General features: G+C 68.7%; 18 protein-coding genes. 7 read left to right on the top strand and 11 right to left on the bottom strand.

All coding sequences use genetic code 11. From position 1 onward, the window contains the following. Window position 1: 1 nt before the first annotated feature. The 3 genes from ACW172_RS14420 (at window position 2) to ACW172_RS14410 (ending at window position 3,277) form a co-directional block, all read left to right on the top strand. On the top strand, window positions 2-1,336 hold the full coding sequence (locus tag ACW172_RS14420) for an ATP-binding protein (RefSeq protein ID WP_492032128.1): 1,335 nt from the start codon (window positions 2-4) through the stop codon (window positions 1,334-1,336). Further along, window positions 1,336-1,872: a response regulator transcription factor gene (locus ACW172_RS14415; protein ID WP_492032127.1), complete on the top strand. Its 537-nt coding sequence runs from the start codon at window positions 1,336-1,338 to the stop codon at window positions 1,870-1,872. Before ACW172_RS14420 ends, ACW172_RS14415 begins: the two co-directional genes overlap by 1 nt. Window positions 1,873-2,062: 190 nt before the next feature. Next, window positions 2,063-3,277 (top strand): hypothetical protein, encoded by a 1,215-nt coding sequence (locus ACW172_RS14410; RefSeq protein ID WP_492032126.1) that lies wholly within the window; start codon window positions 2,063-2,065, stop codon window positions 3,275-3,277. A 10-nt stretch (window positions 3,278-3,287) separates the two neighbouring features. On the opposite strand, the gene ACW172_RS14405 is transcribed toward ACW172_RS14410, so the two are convergent. The 9 genes from ACW172_RS14405 to ACW172_RS14365 form a co-directional block, all read right to left on the bottom strand. Continuing rightward, complete coding sequence (locus ACW172_RS14405) at window positions 3,288-4,616, bottom strand: FAD/NAD(P)-binding protein (protein WP_492032125.1); 1,329 nt, start codon at window positions 4,614-4,616, stop codon at window positions 3,288-3,290. A 136-nt stretch (window positions 4,617-4,752) separates the two neighbouring features. Next, complete coding sequence (locus ACW172_RS14400; RefSeq protein WP_492032124.1) at window positions 4,753-5,652, bottom strand: hypothetical protein; 900 nt, start codon at window positions 5,650-5,652, stop codon at window positions 4,753-4,755. Continuing rightward, on the bottom strand, window positions 5,649-6,806 hold the full coding sequence (locus ACW172_RS14395) for a GNAT family N-acetyltransferase (protein WP_492032123.1): 1,158 nt from the start codon (window positions 6,804-6,806) through the stop codon (window positions 5,649-5,651). The genes ACW172_RS14400 and ACW172_RS14395 overlap by 4 nt, the downstream gene beginning before the upstream one ends. Window positions 6,807-6,868: 62 nt before the next feature. Then, the gene (locus ACW172_RS14390) at window positions 6,869-7,645 is read right to left on the bottom strand and encodes a zinc metalloprotease (RefSeq protein ID WP_492032122.1); all 777 of its coding nucleotides are present in this window, start codon (window positions 7,643-7,645) and stop codon (window positions 6,869-6,871) included. Further along, window positions 7,642-9,000 carry a tyrosinase family protein gene (locus tag ACW172_RS14385; protein ID WP_492032121.1) on the bottom strand — a complete coding sequence of 453 codons (1,359 nt, stop codon included), beginning with the start codon at window positions 8,998-9,000 and terminating at the stop codon, window positions 7,642-7,644. The genes ACW172_RS14390 and ACW172_RS14385 overlap by 4 nt, the downstream gene beginning before the upstream one ends. Before the next feature lie 89 nt (window positions 9,001-9,089). Continuing rightward, window positions 9,090-9,578 (bottom strand): hypothetical protein, encoded by a 489-nt coding sequence (locus tag ACW172_RS14380; protein ID WP_492032120.1) that lies wholly within the window; start codon window positions 9,576-9,578, stop codon window positions 9,090-9,092. Window positions 9,579-9,594: 16 nt separating this feature from the next. Beyond that, window positions 9,595-11,013: an MBOAT family O-acyltransferase gene (locus ACW172_RS14375; protein ID WP_492032119.1), complete on the bottom strand. Its 1,419-nt coding sequence runs from the start codon at window positions 11,011-11,013 to the stop codon at window positions 9,595-9,597. After that, entirely contained in the window at window positions 11,014-11,874 is an 861-nt protein-coding gene (locus ACW172_RS14370) for a GDSL-type esterase/lipase family protein (RefSeq protein WP_492032118.1), read from the bottom strand. Next, window positions 11,871-12,776, bottom strand: a complete 906-nt coding sequence (locus ACW172_RS14365; RefSeq protein WP_492032117.1) for an SGNH/GDSL hydrolase family protein — start codon at window positions 12,774-12,776, stop codon at window positions 11,871-11,873. Before ACW172_RS14365 ends, ACW172_RS14370 begins: the two co-directional genes overlap by 4 nt. A gap of 394 nt (window positions 12,777-13,170) precedes the next feature. Between ACW172_RS14365 and ACW172_RS14360 the strand changes: the two genes are divergently transcribed. The 4 genes from ACW172_RS14360 (at window position 13,171) to ACW172_RS14345 (ending at window position 15,975) form a co-directional block, all read left to right on the top strand. Then, window positions 13,171-13,875 carry a CoA transferase subunit A gene (locus ACW172_RS14360; protein WP_492032116.1) on the top strand — a complete coding sequence of 235 codons (705 nt, stop codon included), beginning with the start codon at window positions 13,171-13,173 and terminating at the stop codon, window positions 13,873-13,875. Window positions 13,876-13,916: 41 nt separating this feature from the next. Next, window positions 13,917-14,291 (top strand): four helix bundle protein, encoded by a 375-nt coding sequence (locus ACW172_RS14355; RefSeq protein WP_492032115.1) that lies wholly within the window; start codon window positions 13,917-13,919, stop codon window positions 14,289-14,291. 58 nt (window positions 14,292-14,349) lie between these two features. Then, on the top strand, window positions 14,350-15,000 hold the full coding sequence (locus tag ACW172_RS14350; RefSeq protein ID WP_492032114.1) for a 3-oxoacid CoA-transferase subunit B: 651 nt from the start codon (window positions 14,350-14,352) through the stop codon (window positions 14,998-15,000). 108 nt (window positions 15,001-15,108) lie between these two features. Further along, on the top strand, window positions 15,109-15,975 hold the full coding sequence (locus ACW172_RS14345; RefSeq protein WP_492032113.1) for a toxic anion resistance protein: 867 nt from the start codon (window positions 15,109-15,111) through the stop codon (window positions 15,973-15,975). Here ACW172_RS14345 and ACW172_RS14340 read toward each other — a convergent pair whose 3' ends face one another. Further along, entirely contained in the window at window positions 15,976-16,617 is a 642-nt protein-coding gene (locus ACW172_RS14340; RefSeq protein WP_492032112.1) for an ABC-type transport auxiliary lipoprotein family protein, read from the bottom strand. After that, the gene (locus ACW172_RS14335; RefSeq protein WP_492032111.1) at window positions 16,614-17,552 is read right to left on the bottom strand and encodes an MlaD family protein; all 939 of its coding nucleotides are present in this window, start codon (window positions 17,550-17,552) and stop codon (window positions 16,614-16,616) included. The genes ACW172_RS14340 and ACW172_RS14335 overlap by 4 nt, the downstream gene beginning before the upstream one ends. Window position 17,553: the final 1 nt, after the last annotated feature.

Genomic DNA, 17,553 nt, shown 5'->3' with positions numbered 1-17,553 from the left:
CGTGGCGGCCGAGACCCTGAGCAAACTGGCCGGTCTCGGCGTCTGGCGCGACCGCAACGCCGACGTCGCCGCCTCGACCGGCTGGCGCAATATGCAGCTGTTGATCCAGCTGCGCTGGATCGCCGTCGCCGGTCAGATCCTGGCCATCCTGGTCGTCCACTTCGGCATGAAGGTCACCCTGCCGCTGGGGCTGATCCTCGCCGCCCCCCTCGCCCTTCTGGCCTTCAACATCCTGGGCCTGCAGCGGCTCAAGCTGCATCCGCACGTCTCCGAGGGCGAGCTGGTCCTGTCGCTGCTGGTCGACGTCGCGGCCCTGACCTGGCAGCTCTATCTCAGCGGCGGCGCCGCCAACCCCTTCACGCCCCTGTATCTGCTGCAGGTGGTGCTGGCCTCGGTCCTGCTCAGACCCCTGTCGGCCTGGCTGATGGTCGGGGTGACCATGCTCTGCTCCCTGCTGCTCCTGGCCGTGCATCGCCCGCTGCTGCTGCCGGAGCGGCTGCAGGACAATGACTTCAGCCTGTATCTGCAGGGCAGCCTCGTCTGCTTCGGCCTGATCGCCTTCCTGCTGGTGGTCTTCGTGACCCGGATCAGCGGCAACCTGCGCGCCCGCGATTCCTATCTGGCCGAGATGCGCCAGCGCGAGGCGGAGGAGGATCATATCGTCCGCATGGGCCTGCTAGCCTCCGGCGCCGCGCACGAGCTGGGCACTCCCCTGTCGTCGCTGGCCGTGATCCTCGGCGACTGGCGGCGCATGCCGACCATCAAGGCCGATCCGGAGCTGTCGCAGGACATCGCCGACATGCAGGCCGAGGTCGAGCGCTGCAAATCCATCGTCACCGGCATCCTGATGTCCGCCGGCGAGGCCCGCGGTCAGGATCCGGTCGTCACCACCCCCCGCGCCCTGATCAACGACCTGATCGCCGGCTGGAAGCCGACCCGCCCCGGCGTGGCCGTCACCCTGCGCGACGCCCTGGGCGAGGACGTCAACGTCGTCTCCGACCCGGCCCTGCTGCAGGTCCTCGTCAATGTGCTGGACAACGCCGCCGAGGCGGGCGCGACCGACATCGTCATCCTGGCCGAGCGTCCCGAGGACGATCTGTCGATCACCGTCAGCGACAACGGCTCGGGCTTCGCCGACGCCGTCCTGAACCGCTTCGGCCAGCCCTATCAGTCCACCAAGACCCGGCCCGGCGCCGGTCTGGGCCTCTTCCTTCTGGTCAATGTCCTGCGCAAGCTGGGCGGCGGGGTCGAGGCCCGCAACCGCAAGGATGGCGGCGCGGTGGTCGTCCTGCGGTTGCCCCTGTCGGCCATCGCCCTGCCCGGAAAGGCGTCCTGATGTCGTCCGACAAGCTGCTGGTCCTGGTCGAGGACGACGAGGCCTTCGCCCGCACCCTGAAGCGGTCGTTCGAGCGCCGTGACTACACCGTCGTCACCGCCGCCAACCACGACGAACTGGTCACGGTGCTGGAGGTCCATAAGCCCGACTACGCCGTGGTCGATCTGAAGCTGGCGGGCGGGGCCTCGGGCCTGACCTGCGTCCAGACCCTGCACGCGGCCGATCCGGCGACGACCATCGTGGTCCTGACCGGCTTCGCCAGCATCGCCACGGCGGTGGAGGCTATCAAGCTGGGCGCCTCCCACTATCTGGCCAAGCCGTCCAGCACCGACGACATCGAGGCGGCCTTCGGCAAGGTGGAGGGCGATCCCGACATGGCCCTCAGCGCCCGCCCGACCTCGATCAAGACCCTGGAGTGGGAGCGGATCCACGAGACCCTCGCCGACACCGGCTTCAACATCTCGGAGGCCGCCCGTCGCCTCGGCATGCACCGCCGCACGCTCGCGCGAAAGCTGGCCAAGCGCCAGGTCACCTGAAAATCGGGCTGCCTGACCCGGTCAAATCCGCAACGGTCGCCGGCTTTCTTAACCCTGTCCCTCACCCGGCGCGGGAAGGCGGTTGCCGAACAGCGGTCGCGTCCCCTAGGGGAAAGACAACATGCTGGGGTTTGATCGCATTTTCAGGGGCTTGGCCTCCGGAGCGGCCGTCGCCGTTCTCGCGGGCGTGATGACCCCTGCCCTTGCCCAGCCGGCGCCGCAGACGGCCGCCCTGCCGCCCCCGCCGCCCCCGCCGCCGCGGTCGACCGGAACCCTGATCGCACCGACCCTCAGCCGCCCCGTCGCCGCCGGCGTGACCTGGCCCAAGGTCCCCGAGATCGAACGGCGCGACGGCAACGGCGTCTCCTTCTACGGCGGCGTCGCCACCATCGACGGCAGCGATCAATACGGCCTCAGCGTCCTGAATTTCGACCCGTTCCAGTCCCGGGTCCGCGCCACCTATATCGACGCCTGGGCCCTGAACGCGCCCAACGCCGCCTCCTGTTCGCTCACCTTCCGCGCGGTCGAACGCCCCCTGACCCAGGATCAGGCCAACGCCCTGAACCCCGAGCTGGCCACCGCCGAGTTCGAGACCATCAAACGCGACCACCCCGATCTGGTCCGCACCGGCGAACGCACGCGCGAGGGGTCGGGCGACACCCGCGTGGTCGATCGCTTCAGCTGGGGCGGGGCCGACGGCGCGGGTCCGCGCTTCGACGGCCTGAGCAAGTCCTGGGTCTTCGTCCGTTTCGGCAAGGCCTACTACGTCAACAAGATCTGCCTGTCGCAGACCGGCATCGGCGACCTGACGGTCATGGACCAGCTGATCGGGCTGAACTACCGCACCGGCGACGCCCCCGATCCCCTGCCCGCCGATCAGGTCCCCGAGAACCCGCCTGCGCCGCGTCAGCTGATCTATCTGCCGCCACCGGTCGGTAACATCGTCGCCCGCGATCAGGACCGCCCGCAGCTGGAATCCCAGACGGCCAGTGGACCCGAGGGTGAAGCCGCCCCGGCCGTCCGTGCGCCCGAGCCTGCTCCCGAACCCGCGCCCGTCGAGACCCTGCCGCCCGCGCCGGTTCCGGTCGCACCCGTCGCCGCCCGGCCTGTCGCCGAGCCGTCCAGAGCGCCCGAGACGAGTGCGCCGACGCGGCGCACCACGCCCGCCGCCCGTCCGGCCCAATCTGCTCCGGCCCAATCTGCTCCGGCCCAACCTGCTCCGGCCGCGACGGCGCCGGTCCTCGAGACTCCAAAAGCCGAAACCCCGGCCATCGAAGCCCCGGCCCAGCCCGCCTTTGTCGCCAGCCCGACGCCGGTCCCGGCCCCGCCGCCCGCGCCGACATCTGACCAGAGCCAGGCCCGCAGCCTGACCCGCTCTCTGAACGGCACGCCGCCGGCATCCTGAAGTCAGGCGCTCAGCCCACCGTCCAGGAAATCACCTCGGCCACCTCGGCGGCCTGAAGCCGGATATCGGGCACGGAGGTCACCTCCCAGAAGGCGCCGCGCGTCATCGGCCCGACGGCGTAGAACTCATCCTGGGCCGCCCCGTCGATGTCGCGCACCCGGCAGTCGTCATCGACATCGAGACCCAGTCCGTCCGGATCGGCCCGCGCCAGACCGCCCTCGACCAGCCCACGGATCAGCGGAATCCGGCTGCCCGCCACATCGGCCAGCGGCCCGGTGCAGTTGATCACCGCATCCACCTTCCTCGTCGTGGTGCGGGTCCAGCCGCGCGGCCGCCAGGTGACCAGAACCTTGTCCTCCGCCGGTTCGATCCGGACGATACGGCCCGCGTCGATCGACAGTTCCCCCGCCGCGACCATGGCTTCGACCCGTCCCGCGACACCCGGCGCCAGCCGATGCCGATGCACCTCCCAGATCGGCCGCAGGTGCCTCAGGAACCGCCCGCGCTGGGCCCGGGTCCACGACCGCCACAGCGACCGGGCCGAGCGTCTCAGGTCGTCGGTCACCGCCCGCCAGTCCGAGGTCAGGGCCGCCTCCCGCGCCCGCCGCAGAACCACGCCGGGCGATCCGGAATAGGGCCGGGAGGCCACGGCCAGATCGGCCGCCTTGTGCGCCCGGGGCGTGAAGCCTCGCCGCGACAGGGCGAAGAAGCGCCTTCCCGTGCGGGCGTGCGACAGAACCACATCGACCATGGTCAGGCTGGACCCGACCAGCAGGACGCGCCGAACGTCGCCGTCCAGCGCCGCCGCCCCCCGCCAGGGATCGGCGACATAGCGGCCTGCCTCGACCACCGCCGGGTCCAGTCCCGGCGGATCGGCGGGCTCCAGATTGCCCAGCGCCAGGACCACGACGTCGACGTCCAGTTGATCGCCGGAGGCGAAGCCGATGCGCCAGCCGCCGCCTTCTCGCGCCAGCACCGTGCTCTCGTCATGCACCAGCTTCAGCCGCGATCCCGACTGGCCGAGCGCCTCGGACAGGATGGACCGCAGATAGCGGCCATAGTCGCCGCGCGTAATGAAGGCGCCCTGGGCCGACCAGTGCGGCTGGGTCGCCAGCCAGCGCGACAGGTGGTCCGGATCGTCTGGAAAGGCGCTCATATTGCCAAGGCGGACGTTCAGCACATGGTCCGCTTCACGGGTGCCATAGGCCGCTCCCTCCCCGAACCGCGGCGCCTTCTCTATCAGCCAGAGTTCGGCGTCTGGCAGTTTTCGGGACAGATGGACGGTGGTCAGCAGGCCGCTGAAGCCCGCCCCGATCACGGCGATGCGCGGGGCGGTCACCGCCCGCCTCGCGAGGCGATGGAGACCTTGGGCTTCGGGGGACAGCGCTCAACCATGCCCCAGCATGGCGCGACCGCCTGAAGGCGGCCACGGAAATATCCTATCTTATGGATAGAGAATTATTCGCGGAACCGTCTCACGCCGACAGGCGACGGCCGTCATCCAACCTGAACGTCTCCGGCAGGCTGCGTTCGAAGGTCCTGGTCATCCCCGACATCTTGGCGGCGCGAGCGAAGGCGATCTTGGCAAGGGCGGTCGGATGCGGCGCCTGTTGCACGCGCGGGCGGGCGCCGGCCTTCCTCATCACCCCGTTGGCGTACAGGACGTTGGCGCGCATCAGGGCCGCAGGGGTCATGAATTCCACGCTCAGCGAGACGTTCAGCATCGGGCCGTTCTCGATCCGGTGCGGGGCGTTCTGGCGCCAGGTGACCATCTTGCCGGGCGTCAGGTCGAAGACCTCGGCCTCGGCGTCCATGTCGAGACGGAACTCCAGCTGTTCGGCGGTTTCCTTCAGGACGACGCGTTCCAGTTGCTCCGCCCCGACGCAGGGTTCGGCGACCGGATAGACCCAGACCTTCTTCTGGCCGCGCAGCTGCCACAACGACACCAGGGGCACGTCGAGATGGTAGAAGACCTGGGCGTTGGCCGAGGAGATCAGCATCCCCAGATCGCGCTTGAAGGTCTTGATCCCGGCATGGGCGCGCTTCTCGGCGAAGATCTCCTCCTCCAGCGCGGCGTATTCCGGCAGATAGTCGTTGGCGTGGCGCAGGTTCAGCCAGATGCGGCCCGCCTGCGCCGCGCGCAGCAGTTCCTCGCCCGACAGATCGCCCGCCGAACCCCGCCGCCAGCTCTGCCAGTCGACCGGGTCGTGGCCCATGGTGAAGACGCCCAGCTTGTCGCGCGGATAGCGGTCCAGCAGGGAGATCAGCCCCTCGTCATTGAACATCGGCCGTTCGTGCAGGCCGTGGTCGAAGCCGAGGTTGGCCTTCGTCAGCTGGGCGGCCTTTTCGGCGGACCAGTCGGTGATGATGCTCATTCACCGGCTCCGGTGTTGGAGCCCAGCGACCGGCGGCGCGTGGCCACGACGGCCTCCATCAGCCCCTGAACCCGGCCGCGCATCGACGGGTCGGCGGTGGCGATATGGTCCAGACGGCGGCGCACCTTGTCGACCGCCGAGGACCGGCCGAGCGGGCCCAAGGTCCAGGCGGCCTCTTCGGCGCGCTTGAAGGTCCCGCCGGGCGCGGAGTGGAAGCCCGATCCGACCAGGCTGATCGCCGGGGCGAAGGGGCGTTTATAGTGATCATGGCCGCAGCCGAGGTCATAGACCTCCAGCCCCAGCTCCGGCATGGCGCGGATGGCCTGATCGATGAAGGTCTGGCCGGGCGAGAAGGCCGCCATCTCCGGCGACATCGAGGCGATCCACGGGTGGTAGACCCCGCCCTCGCGCACCCCGAAATGGCCGCCCACGAGGGTGTCACCGGCATAGAGGGACAGCAGCAGGCCGGTCATCGGTCCCGTGCGCGTCTCGAACAGGGACTGCATCAGATCGGTCGCCCATTGCGGGCGCAGCACGTCCTGGACCCCGGTGCGCAGGAACTGGGCGCTCTTCCATTCCATGACGGCGTCGAAGGCCTCTTGCGAGGTGTCAGCGCGGATCGTCAGCGGCCCGACCTCGGCCAGACGGTGGGCCAGACGGCGCCAGTTCTTGAACTTCTTCGGGCTCGCCGCGCGGACGGCCTCCAGATAGTCGTCCGGCGACTGGGTCAGCTCGATGGCGAAGGCCTCGACACCGTCCTCGGTCGCCGGGAACAGGCCGTGCGGGTCGATCAGGCCGTTGTGGCGGAAGGCCTTGAGACCCGCCAGCGCGATGATCTGGCCGGGCTTCAGCCCCGTATCGGCGGTCGAGACCACGCCGTGATAGTCGCTGAACGGGGCGCCGAGGGGCCGGCCGAAGCCGCCCGGACGCTGGTGGAAGCCGAAGAAAGCGACCCTCTCCCCGCTCCGGCTGACCATGGCCACCCGGGCGTCGTCGCGGACCTTGCCCACGGCGCGGGCGAAATGGGGGCTGAGCAGCGGACTGCGGAAGGCCGGATGCGATCGCTGGATCGCCGACCAGGCGGCGGTGTCGGCGACCCTCAGCATGGAGGGCCGGACGATCTCGACTTCGAAAGGCGTGGCTCGAACAGTCATTTTGACACACTCGCGAAAGGCTCTGTTTCAGCCCTGCAATGCGTCGGCCACTTCCCTGTCCCTTATGGCTCCTGTGTCGTCGGCACGGCGCCGACCATGGCATAGCACTGGGCCCGCGTCGGCCGGTCGCCGGTCAACGGCCCATAGGCCGAGGCCACCGAGCAGCGGTCAGCCTCGCTGAGCTTCCCTTCCCACCGCTTGGCGTTGCAGTAGTTCATGATCGAGTTGGGGTCGTAATAGCTCTCGGACGCATTGACGGCCTCGGGCGTCGTGGTCCGGGCCAGGCAGTTGGGCGCGGTCGCGCTGACGTGGTCGTGCGAGAAGCCGAGCGCATGCCCCAGCTCATGCAGGGCGTCGGCGTAGAAGCATTTGAACTCGCCCAGCGTCCCCCGCGGCCCGCACAGCCGGTTGGTGACCAGATATTCGGCGTTGAGCGTGATCTCCCCGCCGTTCAGCAGGCTGCGGCCCAGGTGGCTGGACGAGGCGAACATCTCCGGGTCGTGGACGATGCGGATCGGCACGGCCCGACCGCCGTCCGAACCCGTGGCGCAGTCGTCGGCGATGTGGAAGTGGACGTCGGCGGCGCCTTCCCAGGTCGCAGCGGCCGACCGGACCTGCTCGCGCGCCCAGTCGTCCTCGGCCTGGGGCGCCTCGAAACACATGGGCACGATCCCGCCGTCCCAGGTGTCGCTCTGCGGCGGCGGCGCGGCCATGACGATCATGGGCGGCGGAGGCGGAGGCGGCGGGGGTGGCGGTGGAGGCGGCGGGGCGACCTGGGTCGCGCACCCGGCCAGCAGGCCGATGGCCATCAGGGCCGTGATCCGGCGGAACAGGTTCATACCCAGCGGGTCTCGGTCAGGGTCAGCACGACCTCCAGCGACAGCCCTTCCGTATTGGCGCGCTGCACGGTGGGCGTCAGGTCTTCCGCGTCGACCGTGACCACCACCGGCCCCGCATCGCGCGCCAGCAGGTTCAGGATCTCGGTCCCGAACTGGAAGCTGACCCCATAGTCGTCGCCGGTCGTATGGTCGTGGACCATGCCGGGCATCGAATGATCCATGCCGCCCATCGGCCCCACATGGACGAAGGTCGGCGACGAGCCGAGCGCCAGCTTCCGCTCCCCCGCCAGGATGTCGATGTTCAGACACCGGTCCAGCAGCCGCTCATCGCGCTTGTAGGTCGCCTGACCCACGCCCTGGATCAGCAGCGTATCGTCGGCGGCGCGCAGCCGGGTCGCGATGTCCGCAGGGATCGTCACCGACATCTTCGTCTGGCCGGGCTCGCAGCGGGCCTTCAGGGTCACCGAGGTCTGGCCGATCGGCTCCTGCCGCGTCGCCCCCTCCGGCCCGTTGCTGGCCACATTGAACACCGGGAAGGGATAGAGCCGGTCGTAGCTGTAGCCGAGTGAACGGGTCTCGACGATCGCGCCGGGCGTCCAGGTCCCCGTGTCCTCGCCGTTCGCCCCGATATAGCCGGTCAGCGGAACCTTGCCCCAGTCTGTGGGGTACACCGGCTTGGCCAGACTGTGCCAGGTCGCCCAGACCCGGTCGATATTGCAATGGTGCAGCCAGAAGACCGCGTCCGCCGCCGCCGTCTCGGTCCGCCCCATCAGGCCGCCGACCAGGACGTGGATATGGTTGTGGCCATAGGCCTCGACCGCCCCGGCCGAACGCGGCAGGCCGGCGAAGACCTCGAAGGTGTCCGACGCCAGCCGGGCCACATTGCGCGACGTCGCCCAGCGCGCCTTGGCGAAGTCCATGGTGTTGGCGTTGGGGCCGCGCTGACGCTCGTACAGCGGCGAACCCGGCGTCGTCACCCAGCTGGGCAGGAAACGGTCCTCCTGCCAGTCCCAGTAAGGCAGGGCGAAGGTCGTATGGCCGGTCAGCCGCGCGATGATCCGCTCCAGATGCGCCAGTTCCAGCCGGTGCCAGGGCAGGAACAGGCCGCTGCCGTGCTGGGCCTTCTCGCGGTGCAGCCGGGTCTGGCGCGCCCACGAGCGGTTGTCGGTCCGCCGCTTCATCGCCGCGACGCCGTCGCGGAAGGCGACCAGATCGTCCGAGTTCGGCGACAGGGTCGAGGCCCCCTTGCGCACCCGTCCGGTCTGGGCCCAGGCGGGCATGGCGCCAAGAAGCGTGCTGCCGGCGGCGAAAGCAGCACCGGCCCCCGCGAGCGCCTGACGTCTGTCGATGGTCATGGTCAGCCCCCCGGCCGGTCGTCTCTTCGCCACGGACAGTCCAGCAAACGCCGGTCTCTGTCCAGTCGGCTAGCCCAACCGGCGAGTGATCAGTCCTCGCCCTTCCGCGCCGGCGTCTGGCCGGGGAAGCGCAGGGCGTGGAGGGATTCATAGGCGTCGCGGACGGTCTGGCGCGGCTGGTCGGCGCCCAGCTGGGCGATCTGGGCGCACCAGACGTCCGACAGCTGCTGCACGGTCGAGGTCACCCAGCCCGGCGCCTGCTGCCGCGACCAGTTCTGGATCGAGGCGGCGTTGAAGACCAGCAGGAAGACCGTCACCAGCAGGATCACATGGCTGGTCCAGCGCCGGTCGCGCGCGGCGACCCCCTCCTCGTCCGGCGGCGGCCCGGGCGGGAAGGCGAACCGGCCGAGCGCCGCCAGGGGCTCGGGCACCAGCGGGTGGCGCGTCGGCAGGTCGTGCGCGTTCGCCGTCTCGATCCAGTCGCTGGGGGGATCGGCCGGCGCCTCCCCCTCCAGCGGCGGAAACGGCGAAGCGGCCGGAAACGGCTCGACGGGCGGGTCTTCAGGATGATCGGTCATCGCTCTCGAACCTCCCTCAGAACTGGAAATAGATGAAGGGGGCGACGCCGTCCGGCCGCACCGCCTCGACCAGCAGGATGGCCACCCCGATCAGCACCGCGACGGTCAGGGCCGGCGCAGGCTTCAGCCGCTCGGCGACGCCCTCGATCATCCGCGGCGGCAGCCAGTGCATGGCCAGCCCCCCGACGATCAGCAGCAGCAGGAAGGGTGTGGTCAGCAGCACCGGCCCGACGCGGCCCAGCCCCGTCAGCACGTCCATGGCCATGCCGAAGCTCTCGGCCCGGAACAGGATCCAGCCCAGACAGACGATGTGGAAGGTGATCAGAACCCCCAGCCAGCCGGGGATCACGCGCCTGTCTCCAAAGACCGACCGCCCCAGCCGCTCGACCACCTGGGCCGCGCCGTGCAGACCGCCCCAGGCCACGAAGGTCCAGGCCGCCCCGTGCCACAGCCCGCCCAGCAGCATGGTGATCATGACGTTGACGCAGGACATGATCAGGCCCTTCCGGCCCCCGCCCAGCGGCACATAGAGATAGTCCCTCAGCCAGCTCGACAGGCTGATGTGCCAGCGCCGCCAGAAGGACTGCATCGAGTTCGCCCGGTACGGCTGGTCGAAGTTTCGCGGGAAGGAATAGCCCAGCAGGGCCGCGATCCCGATCGCCATGTCCGAATAGGCCGAGAAGTCGCAATAGATCTGGACCGCATAGCCATAGACGGCGGCCGCGATATCCAGCCCCGAATGGGCCGAGGGATCGAAGAAGACCGGATCGACCAGCCGGATCGACAGCTCCGACGCGATGACCGTCTTCTTGAACAGGCCCCAGGCGATCAGCAGCAGGCCGTGGATCGCCATCTCCTTGGTCAGGCGCGGCACCCGGTCGAACTGGGGCAGCAGGTCCGAGGCCCGCACGATCGGCCCGGCGACCAGATGCGGGAAGAAGCTCATCAGCAGCATGACGTCGAGCAGCGACTTGGCCGCCGGGGTCCGGCCCCGGTTCACATCGACGACATAGCTGATGCCCTGGAAGGTGAAGAAGCTGATGCCCACCGGCAGGACCACCTGCAGCAGAGGCAGGTCCCGCTCCCAGCCAAACCGGGTCAGCAACTCGCCCATCTGCACGGCGAAGAAGCCGTAGTATTTGAAGAAGCCGAGGATCAGCAGATTGGCCGCGACGCCCAGCCCGACCAGCCAGCCGGCGCCGATCCGGCGCCCCTCACCGTCGACGGGCTTGCGCGCGATCATCGCCGCCACGGCCCAGTTCATTACCGCCGAGCCGATCAGCAGCCCGACGAAACGCCAGTCCCACTGGGCGTAGAAGAACCAGCTGGCCAGCAGCAGGAACAGCTTTCGCCGCCCGTTCTCCCGGTCCAGCGACCAGGAGGCGAAATAGACGAACAGGAAGAAGACGCCGAAGGCGAGGGTCGGGAACAGCATCTAGCGCGCGCCCCCGCCATCTTGCCTGGACTGCCTGTACCACTGCCGTCCAGCCGTCATGAGGTCCTCATACAGAAGGCCGCCGATCCAGTCGGCCCCGGCCTGGGTGAAGTGCACATGGTCCCCGCGCATCATCGGGTCCTCGCCGTTCGCGCCGGGCTGGGTCAGGCGGAAGGCCGAACAGTCGCCGCCCATCCGGCCGCGCCAGTCCCAGTAGGCGACGTCCAGACTGGCCGCGACGCGCTGCTGGACGTCGCGCACCACCGCCAGCATGGCCGGAGACCGCCAGCGGGCCTCGGCGTCGCCGGGACAGCTTCCCCCGCCCTCCCCGCGCTGGGCCTCGGGCGCCCCCATGATCAGCAGGGCCGCGCGGGGCGCCTCGGCGCGCAGACGGGTGATCTCCGACCGCAGCAGCCGCTCATAGGCGACGGGGTCCAGCGTATCGTCGAAGCCCTCATTGACCCCGTACTCCAGCACGATCAGGTCGACGGGCGCGTCCAGCACCGGCAGCGGATGGTTGGCCAGATCGGTCAGGGTCACCCCGACCACCCCGATCGGTTCGATGCGGATGTCACGCGCCGGAAAACGGGCCTTCAGCCGGGTTTCCAGAGCCCCGGTAATCAGCCGCCCGGCCGTATGGCTGTCGCCGAACTGGACGATGCGCACCACCCCACCCCAACGTCCGTCGAGGGCACGGAACAGAGGGGTCAGCTCGCGCGCCTGGCACAGGCCGTCGGGACAGGACCGGCTCGGCGGCGACGGCAGGGGCGTCCACGGCCGTTCCTGGGCCACGGCAAAGCCAGGAACCGCGACGAACGCGGCGGCTGACAGCACCGAAGCCAGAACCAGCCCGCGGATCACGCCCCGGCGCCGCCCGCGCTGGCTTGAGCAGGAGCCGCCGCCTGCGGCGAGGCCAGACCGGCGTCGGCTCGCAGCCGCTCGACCACCGGCTCGCTGATCCGCAGATAGCCGGCCATCGACATGTGGATGCCGTCGTTGGCCCGCATCAGCTGGCGTCGGCCGCTGTCGTGGGCGGTCAGATAGGCGTCATAGTCGCCGGTATCGTCCGAGGTCAGGGCGACGGTCGAGATATAGGGTACGTTCAGCGCCTTCATATGCGCGGCGACGACCTCATTGATCAGGGTCATCTTGGCGTCGAAGCTCTCGCGCTTCATCTTCGGCAGACCGACCCAGTAGACGGCGATGTCACGGCTGCGCAGCAGGGCCACCAGATCGTCGACCCGCTTGCCATAGGCCGTCTTCCAGCCCTCGGAGCCGAAGGCGTGGATCTGGCCGTCCATGCTGATGCCCTGGGCGTCATTGGTGCCGAACAGGATGACGGCGACATCGACCGGGGTCTCGGCGATCTGGCGCTCGGTCTTGGCCTGGATGTCGACGTAGTCGTAGCGCGACAGGCCGGTGGAGACCTCGGAGAACTTGGTTACGGTCACGCCCGGCGTGCCGTTCAGGTCGCGGTACAGGCCTGCCCACAGGCCATCGCCCATGGAATCGCCGAACACCCCGACGCGCAACTTACCGCTGGCCATCCGCACCTTCAGCGGGGTGATCGCCGGACCGGCCGAAACATTGGCAGCGGGCTGGACGGCGGCCGAAACCGGTTCAGGCCCCGCCGAGGCGTTGGCGGTCGAGCCGAACAGCAGGGTCGGATGGCGGATCCACGCGCGGCCATCGGGCGTCAGCAGCAGGCCAATGCCCACGCCGACCAGAAGCGCCGCCGTCAAGGAGTTGATGTTCGCCCGCACGCCCCACCCGCACGTTTACTGACCGAACAGCCATAACCGATCCCCGGATCGTCGCCCACCGCCTGCGCGTCGCGAGCGAAGAAAAAGGTTAACTGTGGCGTCCGAAACTTTCGGTCTGGCGCCGGGATGGCAGGCGAGGCCTGACGGAGGCGGGATCGAGGGCCTTCTGTTAGGCGCGTCCGGCCGTCGTGTTAGCCTTCTCGACAGACAAACCCGACCGGAGGCGAAACGTCGACTTGGCACGGTTTGGCACGGTTTGGCCGTGTATTCTTGAAAGGCGGACAGCCATTCCGCCGACGCCCCCCACGGGCTACGATCCGGCTTGCGAAGCGGTTCGGGCCGGACTATTCACGAGCCCAAGAAATATTCATCAAAGCGTGAAAAAGGGAAGCGTATGGGGAAGATCGTCGCTGACGCGAAGGCCGCCCTCGAGGGTGTGGCCTTCGACGGCATGACCGTCATGTCCGGAGGCTTCGGCCTGTGCGGCATTCCGGAGAACCTGATCGCCGCCCTGCGCGACAGCGGGGTCAAGGGCCTGACCGTCATCTCCAACAATGCGGGCGTGGACGGCTTCGGCCTCGGTCAGCTGCTGGAGACCCGCCAGATCGCCAAGATGATCTCGTCCTATGTCGGCGAGAACAAGGAGTTCGAGCGCCAGTATCTGGCTGGCGAGCTGCAGCTGGAGTTCAACCCGCAGGGGACGCTCGCCGAGCGCATCCGCGCGGGCGGCGCCGGCATCCCCGCCTTCTTCACCGCCACCGGCGTCGGCACCCTCGTCGCCGAGGGCAAGGAGGTCCGCAACTTCGACGGCCGCGACTACGTCATGGAAACCGGCCTCGTCGCCGACCTCGCCATCGTCAAGGCGTGGAAGGCCGACGAGCGCGGCAACCTCGTCTTCCGCAAGACTGCCCGCAACTTCAACCCGATGATGGCCACCGCCGGCAAGGTGACCCTGGTCGAGGTCGAGGAAATCGTCCCGACCGGCTCGCTGGATCCCGACCAGATCCACACCCCCGGCATCTACGTCGACCGCCTGTTCAAGGGCAGCTTCGAAAAGCGCATCGAACAGCGCACCGTGCGCCAGCGCGCGGACGCCTGATCGGGAGTGGGGCATGGGGTGTCGGGTGTGGGGCAGAGAAGATGACGGCGCCGCTCTCGTCCTATCGTGAACTCACTGTCTGGAGAGACGGGATCGCGCTTGTGAAGGCGTGCTACTTCGTCACTCGAGAGTTCCCGAAGGACGAACTGTTTGGATTGACTTCGCAAATCCGACGCTCGGCAGTCTCTGTCCCCGCCAACATCGCAGAAGGATACGGGAGAGGCACACGGAAAGACTACGTCAGACACCTGATGATCGCACAGGGCTCGCTCAAGGAACTGGAGACCCACCTGATTATCGCTGTTGAAGTAGGCCACTCCCCACAGGCCCAGATCGACCCGGTGCTCAGCCGATGCGATCAACTAGGCAGAGGTCTGGGCGCCCTGATCCGATCCCTCCGCGCAAAGCTCGACTGACCCCAACACCCCACACCCCATCCCCCACACCCATTCCCTACACACCCGGATCAAACCCATGCCCCGCACCCGCGAACAACTGGCCGAACGCGCCGCGAAAGAGCTGCAGGACGGCTTCTATGTGAACCTGGGCATCGGCATCCCGACCCTGGTCGCCAACTATATTCCCGAAGGCATGGAGGTCACCCTCCAGTCCGAGAATGGCATGCTGGGCATGGGCCCCTTCCCCTGGGCCGGTGAGGAAGACCCCGACCTGATCAACGCCGGCAAGCAGACGATCACCGAAATCCCCGAGAGCGCCTACTTCAGCTCGGCCGACAGCTTCGCCATGATCCGCGGCGGCCATATCAACCTGTCGATCCTTGGGGCCATGGAGGTCGCCGAGAACGGCGACATCGCCAACTGGATGATCCCCGGCAAGCTGGTGAAGGGCATGGGCGGCGCCATGGATCTGGTCGCGGGCGTCAAGCGCGTGGTCGTGGTCATGGATCACGCCAACAAACACGGCGAGTCCAAGGTCCTGAAGGCCTGCACCCTGCCCCTTACCGGGACGGGCGTGGTCAGCCGCATCATCACCGACCTGGCCGTCTTCGACGTCAAGCCGGACGGCGCGGGGCTGGAGCTGATCGAACTGGCCGACGGCGTCACCCTGGACGAGGTCGCGGCGAAAACCCAGGCCGCCTACACCGTCTCGCCTTCCCTCGCGTAGGCGCTTCTTCCCCTAACCGACTGAGACTTAACCAAATCCGGCAACCCACACGCGATCTTGCTTGGCAAAACCGACGATCCCGGACGATAGTGGTTAAGGGAGATGGGCATGCCGGGAACGAACGCGCACAGGGTCTGGCCGGGTCTTCCGGCGCCGGATGAGGCGCGCGTGGCCCAGCTCTCGCCCGAGGCCGTCTCGGACGGCTTCGGCGAGGACGCCCGCAAGGGTCTCGCCGCCCTCGCCGACCGGGTCCGGGCCGAGATGCGCAGCGGCGAGCTGACCGAGGCCCTCGCCGTCATCCACCATCTGCGCGCGGGTCTTGAGAGCCTCAACCCTGCCGATCTGGAGCCCCGAAAGGGCCTGGGCGGCCTGTTCGACAGCCGCAAGCGCCGCCTCAAGGCCTTCCGCGACCGCTTCGCCGAGGTGACCCGCACCCTGGCTGAATCCCTCGACGACCTTCAGGTCCGGGTCGGGGCCGTGAACCGCCGTTCGGGTGTGCTGGAGCAACTCTGGACCGACATCCGCCATGGCGTGCTCGAGATGGACGACTTCGTCGCCGCCTGCCTGAGGAAGGTCGCCCCCGTCCAGACGACCGAACCCGGCGCCGCACCCGTCCTGCATCCGGTGCACCAACGCGGCCACCGCCTGGCCGACGCCCGCGACGCCGGCGTCCGCCTCCTGCCCCAGGTCCGGGTGGGCCAGAATGCCGACGGCCAGGCCGCCCGGCGGCTCAAGATGGCCTGCGACGCCATGATCGAGTGGCACCACGAATGGGCCGACAACCTCGGGATCCGGGCCCTGGGCATCAAAGGCCCGAAGAAGGCGAAGAAGGTCGCGCCCGATCAGGCCCGGCTGACCACCTCGCGCCAGACGGTGCTGGCCATGCTGGACGCCGCCGCCCGCGAGGTCGAGACCGCCCGCCAGCGCCGCGTCGAGGCCGACGGCCGCATCGAGGCCGCCCGAAAGGCGATCTGACTACCGGGCGGGGGCCGCCACCGCCGCAGGGGCGCTGTTCGCGGTCCAGTCCACGATCTGGGCGTCCAGATCCCGCGAGGCGATGTCGAAGGCGTCGACGATGGCCGAGACCCGGTTCTCCCGCGCCGGCTGGGAGACGGTGAAGACCTCCTCGCTGGTCACATTGCGCTCGGGCAGGACCGTCAACCGGGCCCGGGCCGTGATCACCACCGTGGGCGTCCCGCCCAAGGCGTCGTAGCGGGCCTCGAACCGGGTCACATCGACGCTCAGGACCCGCGTCGCCACGCCCGGCTCGCGTCGCCCGATCAGCCGCACCTTCGGATGGGCGTTGAAGGCCTCTTCCAGGGCGTCGTTGAACAGGATCTCGGCGGGCGAGACCCAGCGCGCGCCCTTGATGTAGGCGGCTTCCGTGCCCGTGACGCCGAGGATGCGGTCGCCCTTGGAGGCCTCGGGGAAGTCGATGCGGCGCAAAGCTACCGGGATCGGCGCCGCCGCCGAGGCCGGCGCGCTCGCCTCCCCGGCCCCACTGCCGCCGAAGCGGTAGAGCTGCACCGGCTTGGGCGTCGACAGCAGCGAGCATCCGGACAGGGCCACCGCCGCCACGGCGGCCGCAGCGAGGATGCGGGTCGAGGAAGCGATCACGGCTGGACCTCCATTTCCTTGGATGCGGGACGGCCGATGAAGTCGCGCGGGCTGGCGCGAACGTCATCGATCAGGCTCTGCAGCGAGGCCGTAGCCTCGTTCAGCTCCTCGATGGTCTCGTTGAGCCGCGGCAGGCCCGTTGTCGCGAAATCGCCCACGGGACGCTCCAGCGCGTTGGCCGACCGATTGATCGAGGCGATCGCGGTTCGGGCGTCCTCGGTCGCCTTGTTGATGTTGGCGATGGCCTGACGCCCGTCGCCGTTGACCACCACCCGGGCGTCGGCCGCGAGCTGACGGTATTCCTCGACCGCCTCATTGGCCTTGGCGAGCGCGTCTTCCAGCTCCTTGAACATCCCCTTGCGCGCCTCGAGCTCGGTCGACAGGGCCTCGATGTTCTTCAGGCTGGTGGAGAAGGAGCGGATGTTGTCGTCGGACATGACCCGGTTGATCCGGTTCAGGGCGTCCACCGTCTGGGCCAGCACCGTGCCCGAGCCGGACAACAGCTCGGAGATCGGCGACGGCTGGCTCTGGATCACCGGCACCACATTCTCGGGATACTGGCTCTTGAGCAGGGCGCTGCCCTCGGTCCCGGCAGTGATCTGGATATAGTTCAGGCCGGTGATGCCCTGGGGCTCCAGCTGGGCGCGCGAGGAGACGCGGACCGGGGTGGTGCCGTTCAGGCGAACGCGGGCGATGACCTGATCGCCCTTCTTGGGATCGAGGTTCAGATCGGTGACCTCTCCGACGCGGATGCCGTTGAAGTGCACCTCCCCGCCCTCCGACAGACCGCGCACCGGCCCGTAGAAGACGATGTCGTAGACGTCATAGTCCTTGTTGAACTGCAGCCGGGCCAGCCAGATCGTGAACACCGCCAGCGCCATCAGAAGGGCGACGGTGGCGATGCCGACGGCGGCGTAGTGTGCGTCTCTTTCCATA

The organism is Brevundimonas sp. ALps5 (assembly GCF_058681645.1).
The sequence above is the reverse complement of the archived record's forward strand: the minus strand, read 5'-3'. Positions and strand labels throughout refer to the sequence as shown.

Coding starts and splice junctions, on each gene's coding strand:
- ACW172_RS14415 (WP_492032127.1), top strand. CDS start 1,336: ATGTCGTCCGACAAGCTGCTGGTCCTGGTCGAGGACGACGAGGCCTTC.
- ACW172_RS14410 (WP_492032126.1), top strand. CDS start 2,063: ATGACCCCTGCCCTTGCCCAGCCGGCGCCGCAGACGGCCGCCCTGCCG.
- ACW172_RS14400 (WP_492032124.1), bottom strand. CDS start 5,652: ATGAGCATCATCACCGACTGGTCCGCCGAAAAGGCCGCCCAGCTGACG.
- ACW172_RS14395 (WP_492032123.1), bottom strand. CDS start 6,806: ATGACTGTTCGAGCCACGCCTTTCGAAGTCGAGATCGTCCGGCCCTCC.
- ACW172_RS14390 (WP_492032122.1), bottom strand. CDS start 7,645: ATGAACCTGTTCCGCCGGATCACGGCCCTGATGGCCATCGGCCTGCTG.
- ACW172_RS14385 (WP_492032121.1), bottom strand. CDS start 9,000: ATGACCATCGACAGACGTCAGGCGCTCGCGGGGGCCGGTGCTGCTTTC.
- ACW172_RS14380 (WP_492032120.1), bottom strand. CDS start 9,578: ATGACCGATCATCCTGAAGACCCGCCCGTCGAGCCGTTTCCGGCCGCT.
- ACW172_RS14375 (WP_492032119.1), bottom strand. CDS start 11,013: ATGCTGTTCCCGACCCTCGCCTTCGGCGTCTTCTTCCTGTTCGTCTAT.
- ACW172_RS14360 (WP_492032116.1), top strand. CDS start 13,171: ATGGGGAAGATCGTCGCTGACGCGAAGGCCGCCCTCGAGGGTGTGGCC.
- ACW172_RS14355 (WP_492032115.1), top strand. CDS start 13,917: ATGACGGCGCCGCTCTCGTCCTATCGTGAACTCACTGTCTGGAGAGAC.
- ACW172_RS14350 (WP_492032114.1), top strand. CDS start 14,350: ATGCCCCGCACCCGCGAACAACTGGCCGAACGCGCCGCGAAAGAGCTG.
- ACW172_RS14345 (WP_492032113.1), top strand. CDS start 15,109: ATGCCGGGAACGAACGCGCACAGGGTCTGGCCGGGTCTTCCGGCGCCG.
- ACW172_RS14335 (WP_492032111.1), bottom strand. CDS start 17,552: ATGGAAAGAGACGCACACTACGCCGCCGTCGGCATCGCCACCGTCGCC.